The sequence below is a fragment of the Cytobacillus sp. Hz8 genome, assembly GCF_042263505.1.
Classification (GTDB): domain Bacteria; phylum Bacillota; class Bacilli; order Bacillales; family Cytobacillaceae; genus Bacillus_BE.
In genome coordinates this window covers 19,539-31,662 of record NZ_JBHKFI010000031.1, presented here as the reverse complement: position 1 = coordinate 31,662, position 12,124 = coordinate 19,539, and the positions used below count along the sequence as shown (strand labels likewise).

Sequence of the window (12,124 nt, the reverse complement as noted above, 5' to 3'; positions counted from 1 at the left end):
AAATTCTGTAGCCTGATTTTACCTTCATAAAAAAGTTTAAATCGCTCTTCATTTAAACTTTTTTATGAAGGCCACCAAGCGCAAGCGCGGTAGAAAAATCTGTGTCTATTTTCTTGACGTAGTATCATTGACTTATCAGAGAAAAGATTAATAGCAAAATTATCTCAATGGGACTTATCATTTTCAACGAAAGGAGCTGACGGAATGTCCACCGAACATATTAAAACAGATATCGACCAATTGGAAAGAAAACTGTTTCTCCATTCACTACAACCACTTGCGATGGTAGAACTGGAGCAAATGCAAGAGAAGGTAAAGGTGTTAAAAGAAACCTTTTTAGAAACCTGCTTTGAAGACAATAGTGTTGCAGAACTGGAAGAAATCCGATATAAGTTAGCGGAAATTAGATACAGTATAATTATCGCAACAAAAGAGCAGTTGTACCAGAATGTAACAGACGACATTAGAAGACTTGAAAGTTTTTATAGAACAGCTTAAAGAAAAAGGGAGGAAAGTAAAAATGAAAAATAATGTAGATGGAATTTTTGTAAAGGACCCTAAAAAATTGAAGGTGTACGACATGTGCAAGGAGATGAACAGATTAGTGTATCAACATGTAAAACAGTTCCCTTGGATAGAAGAAAAGAATATGAAAATTCAAATGATAAAAAGCGTCTCAAGCATTGGGGCCAATTTAGTAGAAGGGAATGGACAAATCTACCCTGCAAAAGAGTTTACTTTTATTAACAACGCACTTGGTAGTGCTCAAGAATCCCGATATTGGTATGACTTGGCAATGATGAATTCCTACATTACCAAAGAACAGTTTAAAATAGCGGATGACCTTTTAAAAGAAATCATATTAATACTCATAGCAATGATGAAGCGATTGAAAAATCAAGGAGTAGCATAGTTATACCTGTTCTTCTATACCTTAGTCGAATAAATACAAATCCTGACTAAGCTATGACTATAAAGAGTTCCATCATCAGTATTTATTTGGTAAGACAATAGTCGGTAAAAAAGTTATTGACATATAATAAATATGGGTGTAAATTATGAATACAGGCAATGCCAATTGATTTGTTGCCTAAAGGAGATTTTTTGAAATTAGCTAATACATTTTTATAAATGTATTATTATCTGATTGCGGTAAGAGGCCGTATTTATTTCTTGTAATTTCATATAGGTTTTTTGACTATATCCAATGGGGTTTTTCCCTATGGTTGTGTCTACCTATGTGTCCTTACAAAAAATAAATACGGCCTTTTTGTCGTTCCTTGAAAAATCGATAAAGGAAGCTCTTTTGTAGCATTGAATGCTATTGGTCAGGATTCGCCTAATAAAAAGTAAGTAATGGAATTGTTTTTTGCATTAAGTCTGGAAATTTCAAATTGGAGGAATGAGAAATGGGATATCAAGAATCATTTATTAGATTCAAAGACGAAAAAATTTTAAAAGAGCAACTAAAGGTGTATCAAAAAAGAGACAAAGGCAATGACCTTGCAGACATTGTTTGTGTAGATAGAGTCAAAAAGGAAGTTCATCCATTCAGAGTTGGCGAATTAGTTGCAGTTGTATCAGGAGAACGTAGTGAACAAAGAGACAAAAATAGACTAAGAAACGGATTAGGAATAAAAAGAGTAGTGGATATTGTGTTTATTGATAATCCAATTTATTGGGAAATGGCAGAGGAACAGGGTGTTGACTTAGGAGATTTCTTAAGAGAGCATTTTGAAACGCTCTCAGATGAAGAATACGAAGGACTATTAAAATAATCTATAAGATTCACATAAAAATTACAAAATTGAAAGTTATATGGATAAACCAATAAACGAATTGTAAGAAAAGATAAACGAAATTAAGGAGGAACATAACATGGGATACAACATTTACTATGAAGGAAGAATTGAATTAGATAAACCGTTGGATGATGATACTTACAAGATTATTATGGGCTTGGCAGAGACGAGAAGAATGCGTTGGGATGCGGACAAGTTGGAGGGAGATGGTATTGCTCAAAAGCCAGAAATTGGGCAATGGGGTGAATTCTTCTTCGTTGACCTTGAACGAGAAAGAGAACTTAAGGATAAATATATAGTCGACCGTAATTGTCCACCGCCAGGTCAGCCAGAGTTATGGGGTGTTTGGACAGTAACAAATGACCGATTAGGAATAGTTTGGAACAGAAATGGAAAATCCTACGGTGGTCATGAATGGTTAAAGTATCTCGTGAAAAAAATTCTTGTTCCGAGAGGATATTATTCTAAGGGAATTATCAACTGGTTTACTGAAGGACATAGATACGATAACGAATGGCATACAATTGTAGAAGGAAAATCAGTAAGGAAATATCGGGGATATAATAGAAAACAAAAAGAGCCAGATATTGATGCTTGGTATGATGAAATGAATGGTGGTTATGATGATAAAAATCATCAAAATTGGTTAAAAACAATCATGGAAAAGAGGGTTAATTTTATTGATAAGCATCTCCCTTGGCCTATGTATATTGATAAAACAGATGCAGAGTATGTTCTATCTTTTTATCTATATATTGACGATAGTATTATTCAAGCACAGTATGATGGACAAAAAGTTTGTTTTGCCTATTATGTGTATGAAGGTTTAGAAATACAATGTGATGAAATTTCCCATAAATCGTCTCGAAGTACCAAGGTAGTTACTAATGATGAAATTTTGTCCAAAGCAAAGAATTTGATTGAAGAATATTTCGCATCAAATCCAAATTTCCTTGAAGAAGTTGTGGCATAAAATTCAAAATCAATAGCTTGAGGGGTAACACGTGGGCATACATGAGAACGATTATATCCTAAGCCTACAAATCTATAATATAGAGTGTTTTTAATAATACAATATGAAAAATGGGAGGAAAAGAAATGAGTAAAATATCGAATCAATCAGCTTGGACAATCAAGAAGGGTTTTGAAATGAGTCCTTTTCAGAAAAATATAGTGAACAAGGTAAAGGAGTATTTAGAGGAATGTGCTACCGATAAGACTCGAATCATGTTTGCGAAAAAGGAAGAATTGCATGAATATGACGGTAGAAAATTTTCCGCCAGAGATTATGGAAACGAAGCAGAAGATAATTATATCTGGGTCTGCTTTAATGGCTATATGGATGGAGGAGACATGCAGGAAATGTCTTGGTCGGATGAAGAAATTTGCTTTAAAGATTTTATGAATGGGCAATATGCTGTTCCAGAGGTATTCTATGATTTCGATGCAATTGCGGTTAAAAACTTGGCTTGGCATATAAATGGAGATGATATTTTCTGTACATCCCAAGAAGAGCCAGGTGGGATTGATACTGATATGTATTATTTTGTGTAAAGTATTAGTACAGAAGAACAAACTTGCTCAATATTAAGAGACAGAACGCAAAGTTAATTGAACTATTGGAACGACTTTAACATTAAAAAATTGTTTGAATGAAATGCCAAAAAAATAGAAGCAGGATTTTGTTGCACTTCTGTTAATCTAACTATATCCTATAGATAATAAAGGTCATATATATTAGCAAAAAATACTATAGAGGTATCTTGCAATAGAGGTTTTTCTTTTTAAAAAAAGGGAAAATTTTTGTCTATTGTCAAGATGCCTTTATTTTTTTCCTATAAGCAATAACAAGAGGAGGATTAAAGATGCCTGAAAAATTTGAAACTATAAAACATGCGGAGAAGCCAGAATGGTGGAAATGGGAAGGAACATGGGTATCAAAATTTGGATGCCATCCTGATATAGTTGATGCCCAGATTGAATCTAATAGGAAATTGTATGCCGAACAGGGATATGAAATCCTGGATAGTTATATAGAAAAAGGCGATATGTTTGCAAGAGTAAAGCTATTGGTAAGACCGATAGGAGTAGAGAAAGAGGAAGAAGAGCCAAAATTAAAAGAAGGAAAAGAATTAGAGGGTATTTACCAAAAGAATTTTGGGATTACTTCTGTTCTTGCAACAGTCAATTATAAATTGATACTTGAATTTGATAATCGGGAATATCGGCTCTTGGATATGAAAAAATTTTTAAAAAAGGAAAAGGGTGTGTTGGCAGAAATTTTGAAAATAGATATGTTCAGAACTGCAAGGGTAGACGGAATAGCACGAACGGTAGTGTTCGAGAATGGGATAGATTTTGACCATGATGTTTTATTTGCAGAAAGTGTTAATATTGACCATGTTTTAGGGAATGAAGGTGAAGTAAAGCATGAGAAATTCTGAACCATACAAAATTGGATATAATGAAGGTTTTGAAGTTGGATTTGTTGAGGCTTTAAAAATTATTTCAGCAAAAGTATCTGATGAAAGCAGGATGCAATTAGCAGTAAATTGTTTGGATTATTTGCCACTGCCAAAAATTATAGAGCACTGTCGAATTAGTTATCATCAAGCTGTGGAGGTAGTGGAACAGTCGGAATTCATAGAATATGTGAAAGATAAATTTGATAGTTATGTAGAAAACGATGGGTTCTTTAACGAAGAAGATATGAAAGGAATCTACCAATACCGATTAGAATCTGCAAAGAGAGACATTGTTGACACACCAGTTTCAGAAATAATAAGCGGGTCTAAGATTTTATCAAAGGATTTGAAAAAATTGTTAATTGAATTTGTAGAGGAACAGGAGAAGGCTGGAAGTAAGGATAGAGGGGAAGGAGAGGGAGAATAATGGGGCAATATCTTCAAATGGGAATTTGTTATCAAATGGAAGTTGATAAAAAAAGATTGGATAAGTTAGGAATTACGTCTGAAAAATTGATGAATAAGTTAAATAAGGATTTTGACTTATCCCTATATGATTTAAACGAAAACCAGGATGAAATCATTTTTGTTATTAAAGAATCTGTAGTCTTAGAACAATTACAAAATTTTACGCAATACCAATATTCGATGTATCCTCAAGAGCAATGGGACACAGATTGTTTTGAATCGGCTTCGGAAATGATTGGTGAATTATCATCATTAAAAGAGTTAGTTGAACTGGCAGAAGAGGGGAGATTTCCTTGTTTTCAATCCAATAAGATAGTTGATGAAATAAAGGTATCGGCTTGGGAGTCGTTGGAAATGAAAATTTTTATGTTGGTGTTCTTTGTTGAAGGCAAGATATTTATGGAAGGATATAATTCATTCTTGAAATTTATTGAAAATAATGTAAGAGAATCGAGTAAGGGATGGTCAATTGCTGGAGCTTTTAAATGTTTTATTGATTGATATGTTGAAAATATTTCTGGGTAAAAGGAGGTGTTAATATGTTTGATGATGATTTGGATATTGATGATGGTGTCTACGCTGTCCCCTCAAATTATAAAGTCAAAGTTAGAGCATTGATGGAGTATTGTAAATCGAAAAATGTCGATGTAGGAGACTTAACGGAAGAGGAAATAAAGCAATTTGTAGTTTACAAGAAAAATCCCCTATTAGAAGATGATTAATCAGTGCTTAGTAATTCTCCTTCAATTTCCAGTATTTTAGATTATAGATATCTTCGCTAAATCTATAATAAAATACAACGACAAAAAAGGAGGCAGAGAAAGTGCTAAATATGTTAGGGTCAGTCCATCGAATAAACGGTAATCTCGAAGATGATAAAAAGAGCATGAGAATATTGAAAAGCCAGAGGAGAGCAATATTTGTTGTTATCATTCTTGTTATAATAATCGATATTAGTGATTTACTTACAAATGAGACCAATTTTTGGAGAGGATTGTTTTCTGGAGTTGTTCTTGCAACATGTATAGTTGGTCTATTTGTCAATTTAGGGTTAAGTAAAAGGATTGGAACAAGAATTAAAAAAACTTTAGATTAAGATAATGTATTTACCATTGAAGAACTGCGAATCAAATGTTGCGGTTCTTTTCTTTTTGCCTGTTATTTGAATACATTTTCTTTCATATTTATTGAGGTATGATGACTTCGGAATGTGAGAGTCGGTTTAAAGAACAAGGGTCTTGTATAAATGAATCCAGATTTATAAAATATAACATATATAATAGAAGAAACTCGGAATAAAGGGATGAAATTAAAAATGGAAAAGAGTTGGGCTGTCGAGTGTTGGGGGAATATGGGGAACACAGAAATATTCTACACAAGGAGAGAGGCAGAAACCTATTTCAAAAGCATTAGGAAAACACTGGATAGTAGCAAATACATTTTTACTAAGGACTCTATTGTAGACAAGAACGATAGCAGTAATGCTGTTTATCTTACTAACCTGAGTGAACTTTGAACGTAAATACAATATCGTTTTTGGTTTCTTATAGATTTGTATGTTGGAATTTTTCAATCAATTTATGCTTGAGTTTTGTTACGCCTTGAGATAAGATGATGACAAACGAAAAACATCTAAGGGCAGGGGATAAGATTTAGCCCTTTCGACCTTTATAAAAAAATTAGAATAGCCAGTAGCCTTTCCAAAAAAAACCATTTGGATTGACTACTGGCTATTTTTTATGCCCAATGACTATATTCAAGGGGGTGATACCGAAAAGGGCTATGCAACTAACTAATAAATTGACCAATTCAATAACTTACGACTTTAAAAGCAACTGGACATTGATAGTCCTTTATTTTTTCAGCTTTTAAGTCAGACATTATGAATAATATTTGACTAATCAAGTATATGGAGGAATAAAAATTTGGATGTTTTTGGATATATAAGGGTTAGTACCAAAACCCAAATGGATGGATATGGGTTAAAAACTCAAGAATCAGCAATCGTAGATTTTTGTCAGAAGAATAATTATAATCTGGTTCATTGTTTCAAAGACCAGGGGATTTCTGGTACTTTAGGTAATCGTGACGGATTAACGGATTTAATTAGTTCACTTGGTAAGACAAAAAAAGTAGTTGTGTTAAATACTTCTCGGCTGTGGCGGAGTGATACAGTTAAAGTTTTGGTACATAGAGAGTTTCGGAAAAAAGGTGCAGATATTATTAGTGTTGAACAGCCTAATTACAGCATTTATAACAAAGACCCTAATGACTTTTTGATAAACGGAATGATGGAACTGCTCGACCAGTATGAAAGAATGAATGTGACTTTGAAATTGAGTTCTGGAAGAAGAACTAAGGCAAAGGAAGGCAATAAGGCGTGTGGTAATGCTCCTCTTGGCTACAAGTGGAATGAAAAGGCGAAGATTGCTGTGGATGCTGAAACAGCGACCATTATTGAAATGATTTTCAAAAAGTATTTAGAGTTGGGCAGTCTTGGGAAACTGAAAAAGTATTTAGATGGTTCAGGATATAAAACCAGAAGGGGCAATTTTTTCAGTAAACAGACATTAGTAGAAATCCTAAGAAACGATTTTTATAAGGGTGTCTTAAGACATTCCGATTTAATTATCGAAGGAAATCATACCCCCTTGGTCAATAAGATTGTTTTCGGAAAAGTCCAAGCATTGCTAAAGAGAAATAGAAAAGCTGGTGTTGGAAATGAGAAGTGAATGGAATGAGGAGAAATTACAACGTTTTATTAAGGATGGAAGAGGGCAGGGAGAATATGAATCTTATAAGGGATTTACTCAAATTCACGATTTCGGCAGTCTCGGCAGGAGCAGTCGTATAAGGACATGGAAGTGCAACAGGGTTGTCCATTTATTGTCTGATATAGAGACGAGATATTTTTATTTATTGGAATTTGATGATTCAGTCATACAGGTGAAGGAACATTTCCCTTTATATGACTTTGAAGAAGTTGTTGGGGAGCATGAAGATATGGATACAAGAAAATTTAAGGATAAAAAATCTGGATTTCCTTACATTTTAACAACAACCTTTTTAATCACAATCAAGGGGAATGACGGTAATACCTATGATGTAGCAAGGAGTGTTAAAGCAAGTCATGAATTGGAAAAAAAGACGGTAATTGAACGTTTCGAGCTGATAAGACGCTATTTTGAAAAGAAAGAAGTAAGTTGGGGATTGGTAACTCAAAAGGAAATTCCCTTAGTAAAATCTAAAAATATCGAGTGGATACATCCAGCAAGATTTTTAGATGATACAACAGATTTTACTAAAGATGATATTTCATATCTCACTGGAATTTTGTTGGAATCATTTTATGAAAAGAAAAGGGCAATTCGGGAAATTACAAGTTCTTTTGATTCTCAACTAAATCTTGAAGCTGGTACAGGGTTGTTGCTATTCAAATATCTATTGGCAACAAAGCTTATCAAGATTGATATGAATAGAAAAATCGACTTAAACCAATCGGCAGAGATTTTAGAGATTGTTTTCCCAGATAGGAAGGAGGAATTGAAGATTGCTATTGACCGTTAATACGTTAATCCGTTATACGGAGGATTCATTAAAGGATACCGTTGAAAGAATTTTGTGGATTAGCAGTGATTATACAGTTGCAGTTTTAATTGATGTTTATGCTAATAAGAGCACTCCGATATATAAAAATGTAGAAGACATTGTTAATGATATTGAGGCTAAAAGTGCAATCCTTATTAAGGATGACCCGTTTCAGGTTTTTAGAAATGAAAATGAGATTAGTGAAAAAGAGAAGGAAATTCGGAATAAAGCATGGGAGATAATAAAAGCCATTGCGGAGAAAGTAAATGAACCAGAAATTTTTAATTCAAAGAAACGTGCAGAGCTTGTTAAAAAGGCAAGTGGAAAATTTGGAGTGAGCAATAAAACAGTCTACAAGTATTTAAGGCGGTATTGGCAAAGGGGAAAACATAAGAATGCTCTTTTGCCAGATTACAAGAATATTGGTAAAGATTCGGATAAGCAAGTGACAGGTAAAAAAAGGGGGAGACCTAAGAAATTTAAAGATATTGTGGGTGAAGGTGTGAATGTCGATGAAGAAACAAAGCGGATATTTAGGGTAGCACTTAATAAATTTTATTATACAAAAGCTGGGAACTCATTGAATACTGCATACCAGTTAATGAGGAAGGAATTTTATGCGGATGGGTACAGGGTAGATGGGGGCATTGAGAAGCCAATATTAAAACCATCCAGTGAAGTTCCGACTTTTGGGCAGTTTAAATACTTCTTTTATAAGGAGCGAAACTTGAAGAAGGAAATATATTCGAGGCAGGGGTCGAAGGAGTATTTGCAAAATCATAGACCGATATTGGGTAACTCTACGGTAGAGGCTCATGGTCCAGGCTACTATGAAATTGATGCAACAATTGCTGATGTATATTTGGTATCGAGATATAACAGAAATTGGATAATCGGTCGCCCTGTCGTTTATTTCTGTATAGATAGATTTTCCAGAATGATTACAGGTTTATACGTAGGATTAGAAGGACCGTCTTGGAACGGGGCTATGAATGCTCTTGCTAATTCGGTAAGTAATAAAGTAGATTTTTGCAAAGAGTACGATATTGAAATTACCGAAGAGCAATGGCCAGTTCAGCATTTATGTGACACTCTTATGGCTGACCGAGGGGAGTTAGAAGGCAGTTTGGCAGAGTCCCTTATTAGTTCTTTACATATTAAAGTACAGAACTCAGGTTCATACAGAGCGGATGCAAAAGGAATAATTGAGAGAAATTTCGGAGTAATTAACGAAAAGGTGATAAAACCATTGCTTCCAGGTGCTGTTAATCCTACTGCTGGTAGAGGGGACAGGAATTATCGTTTAGACGGGGTGCTTGACCTTTTTCAATTTACTCAAATCTTAGTTAAATCTTGTCTGCATCATAATCAAAGTTGGTTAAATAATTATAATCGTGAAGAAATGATGATTAGCGATGATATAGAGCCGATTCCTATTAAGTTGTGGAGCTGGGGTTTAAAAAATAGAGCAGGATTGTTGCGTTCGGTTTCAGAAGATATTGTGAAATTGAATTTAATGCCAACTGGAAATGCTTATATAACTGGAAAAGGAATTAAGTTCAAGGGATTATATTATAGCTCCTTAAACCTTCTTAAAGAAGGTAGTTTTGAACGTGTTCGTATAACAGGAAGTGGAGAGAAGATTCAGATATCCTATGACCCACGAAATTTAAACTACGTATATATTAAGAAGAAAGACGGAAAAGATTTTGAGAAATGCCATCTTCTTGATTATCAAGAAGTTCATAAATACAAGAGTTTCGAGGAGCTGGAGTACTTGCAGGAGTATGAAAAGTTACAGAAAAGACGAAAAGAAGACGAACAGCTACAATCAAAAATTGATTTGGTATCCGAAATAGAAAATATAGTTCGGGAAGCAGAGAAAATGACCAAAGAACAGCAGGATGGAGCGGAAAGTAAGACACAAAAACTAAAGGGAATCCGTAAAAATAGACAAATAGAAAAGATGATTAACAGGGAAAACGAGGCATTTGAACTTGATAAAAAGATGACAAGTGAAAAGGGACAAGTTGTTTCCTTTAATAGAATGAATAATTCAGAACCAGAACAGGAACAAGATGATTTTGAAAATGAAATTGCTTTATTAAGAAGGAAGCAGAAGGAGAGAGCGTATGGGAAAACAGAATAAAGTAATAATTCCCAACGGTGGAGAAGCTGTAATGGCAGAATACAGAGAGCAGGAAGTGATGGAATACAGAAACAATCCTTTTATCGAAGCTCTGCCTCCCATTCTTTCAAAGGAAGAGGCAGTTGATAAATTAGCCTATTATCCACCTTTTGATGAAAGTGAACGAAATCTGGATAGTCACATAAGACTTCATCTCGTACAGCGTTTGTTTCAATACTATCAGCCGATTTTTCAAACCATTGATTTAGAGTCAAGGGTCTCCAGAATGATTCGTATGGGGTATGTTCACAGAAATCCTTTTAAACCAGAATTTGCCCAAGAATTGCATGAAAACTACAAGTCGATTCTAAACGCAAACATAGATATGTACAATAGTAATTTTAATAGCACGACCTCAGCAATGACGATTTTGGGTCCATCTGGTATTGGTAAAAGTAAGATGATTAATATGATACTCTCAACTTTACCTCAACTAATTGTACATTCTCAATATAAAGGAACTGATTTTAACATGTATCAGTTAGTATGGCTCAAATTAGATTGCTCGTTTGACGGAAACATAAAGGGCATCTGCATTGACGCATTTCGGAGTATGGACAGTAAGTTGGGTACGAACTATTATAAAAAGTTTGGTTCAGCAAGACAGCCTATTGCATCCATGCAACCTGCGTTAGCCTTGATGTTAAAGGTTCATGGTGTTGGACTACTGGTAATAGACGAGGTGCAGTCGCTGAGTGTAGCGAAATCAGGCGGTGCTGAAAAGATGATGAACTTCTTCCATTACCTATCCAATATGGGAACTCCAATTCTTCTGATAGGAACACCAAAGGCACTTCCTTATTTAAGAGGCGACCTGCGTCAAGCAAGACGTGGAAGTGGCAATCAGGGCGATATGGTGATAGAACGCATCAAAAAGGATTTGAATTGGGATTTAATTCTCGAAGGAATGTGGGATTATCAGTGGGTACGAAAGCCAACTGCTCTTACACAAGAATTTAAAGATGTTATATATGATGAATCGGGCGGAATAACGGACATTGCTATCAAACTTTTCGTCATGGCTCAGGTGAAGGCAATTTCCAGTGGAAAAGAAGAAATAACTCCTGCATTAATAAGGAAGGTTGCAAGAGCCAATTTACAACTAATTCAACCGATGATTAATGCTATTAGAAGTGGTGATATTAAAGCTATTTCAAAATATGAGGATATCACACCTATAGATGTAGAAGGTTTTATTAATCAGGAATTTGCTACTGTTTCCATGAATGAAAAAATAAAAGAGCTTCAAAAGGCGAAAAAAAAGCAGGAGAAAGATTGGAAGGAGAACGTGAGAGAACAGGCAATCTTAAAGTTAATTGAGTTGGATGTTGAACCAATCAAAGCGAAAAAATGTGTTGATTCTATAATGGAACAGCAAGGACAAGAATTGGATATAAAGGGGATTGTAAAAGAGGCGTTTAAGCTGTCTATAAATATAGAAGAAAATAGCTCTAAACTGACTAAAAAACCAAGGAAAGTGGAGTTGCAAAACAAACAAGATTTAAGATGGATTGTTTCAGAAGGAAAAGCAAACGGTTTGTCTGCCCACGAAGCTCTTAAAGAAAAAGGAATTATTATAACTGATGAAAATGACTTCTTAAGCGTGGGGTGAA

Annotated in this window: 14 protein-coding genes; all 14 read left to right on the top strand. The window is 34.5% G+C overall.

All coding sequences use genetic code 11. The annotated features are described in order from the left end of the window. Positions 1–204: 204 nt before the first annotated feature. The 14 genes from ACE38V_RS22590 (at position 205) to ACE38V_RS22525 (ending at position 12,123) form a co-directional block, all read left to right on the top strand. Entirely contained in the window at positions 205–498 is a 294-nt protein-coding gene (locus tag ACE38V_RS22590; protein ID WP_375844961.1) for a hypothetical protein, read from the top strand. Between the two features lie 22 nt (positions 499–520). Beyond that, complete coding sequence (locus tag ACE38V_RS22585; protein WP_375844959.1) at positions 521–913, top strand: four helix bundle protein; 393 nt, start codon at positions 521–523, stop codon at positions 911–913. Between the two features lie 496 nt (positions 914–1,409). Then, positions 1,410–1,778 (top strand): hypothetical protein, encoded by a 369-nt coding sequence (locus ACE38V_RS22580; RefSeq protein ID WP_375844956.1) that lies wholly within the window; start codon positions 1,410–1,412, stop codon positions 1,776–1,778. A 100-nt stretch (positions 1,779–1,878) separates the two neighbouring features. Continuing rightward, positions 1,879–2,775, top strand: a complete 897-nt coding sequence (locus ACE38V_RS22575) for a hypothetical protein (protein WP_375844955.1) — start codon at positions 1,879–1,881, stop codon at positions 2,773–2,775. Between the two features lie 125 nt (positions 2,776–2,900). Further along, positions 2,901–3,356, top strand: a complete 456-nt coding sequence (locus ACE38V_RS22570; RefSeq protein ID WP_375844953.1) for a hypothetical protein — start codon at positions 2,901–2,903, stop codon at positions 3,354–3,356. Positions 3,357–3,667: 311 nt separating this feature from the next. Continuing rightward, the gene (locus ACE38V_RS22565) at positions 3,668–4,246 is read left to right on the top strand and encodes a DUF2442 domain-containing protein (protein WP_375844951.1); all 579 of its coding nucleotides are present in this window, start codon (positions 3,668–3,670) and stop codon (positions 4,244–4,246) included. Then, positions 4,233–4,694 carry a hypothetical protein gene (locus tag ACE38V_RS22560; protein ID WP_375844950.1) on the top strand — a complete coding sequence of 154 codons (462 nt, stop codon included), beginning with the start codon at positions 4,233–4,235 and terminating at the stop codon, positions 4,692–4,694. The genes ACE38V_RS22565 and ACE38V_RS22560 overlap by 14 nt, the downstream gene beginning before the upstream one ends. A 35-nt stretch (positions 4,695–4,729) precedes the next feature. After that, positions 4,730–5,236: a hypothetical protein gene (locus tag ACE38V_RS22555; RefSeq protein WP_375844948.1), complete on the top strand. Its 507-nt coding sequence runs from the start codon at positions 4,730–4,732 to the stop codon at positions 5,234–5,236. A gap of 38 nt (positions 5,237–5,274) precedes the next feature. After that, positions 5,275–5,457: a hypothetical protein gene (locus tag ACE38V_RS22550; protein ID WP_375844946.1), complete on the top strand. Its 183-nt coding sequence runs from the start codon at positions 5,275–5,277 to the stop codon at positions 5,455–5,457. 101 nt (positions 5,458–5,558) lie between these two features. Next, complete coding sequence (locus ACE38V_RS22545; protein WP_375844945.1) at positions 5,559–5,831, top strand: hypothetical protein; 273 nt, start codon at positions 5,559–5,561, stop codon at positions 5,829–5,831. Between the two features lie 829 nt (positions 5,832–6,660). Beyond that, entirely contained in the window at positions 6,661–7,467 is an 807-nt protein-coding gene (locus tag ACE38V_RS22540) for a recombinase family protein (RefSeq protein ID WP_375844943.1), read from the top strand. Then, the gene (locus ACE38V_RS22535; RefSeq protein WP_375844941.1) at positions 7,457–8,302 is read left to right on the top strand and encodes a TnsA endonuclease C-terminal domain-containing protein; all 846 of its coding nucleotides are present in this window, start codon (positions 7,457–7,459) and stop codon (positions 8,300–8,302) included. The genes ACE38V_RS22540 and ACE38V_RS22535 overlap by 11 nt, the downstream gene beginning before the upstream one ends. Continuing rightward, positions 8,286–10,472 (top strand): Mu transposase C-terminal domain-containing protein, encoded by a 2,187-nt coding sequence (locus tag ACE38V_RS22530; RefSeq protein ID WP_375844940.1) that lies wholly within the window; start codon positions 8,286–8,288, stop codon positions 10,470–10,472. The genes ACE38V_RS22535 and ACE38V_RS22530 overlap by 17 nt, the downstream gene beginning before the upstream one ends. Continuing rightward, positions 10,456–12,123 (top strand): ATP-binding protein, encoded by a 1,668-nt coding sequence (locus ACE38V_RS22525; protein WP_375844938.1) that lies wholly within the window; start codon positions 10,456–10,458, stop codon positions 12,121–12,123. The genes ACE38V_RS22530 and ACE38V_RS22525 overlap by 17 nt, the downstream gene beginning before the upstream one ends. Position 12,124: the final 1 nt, after the last annotated feature.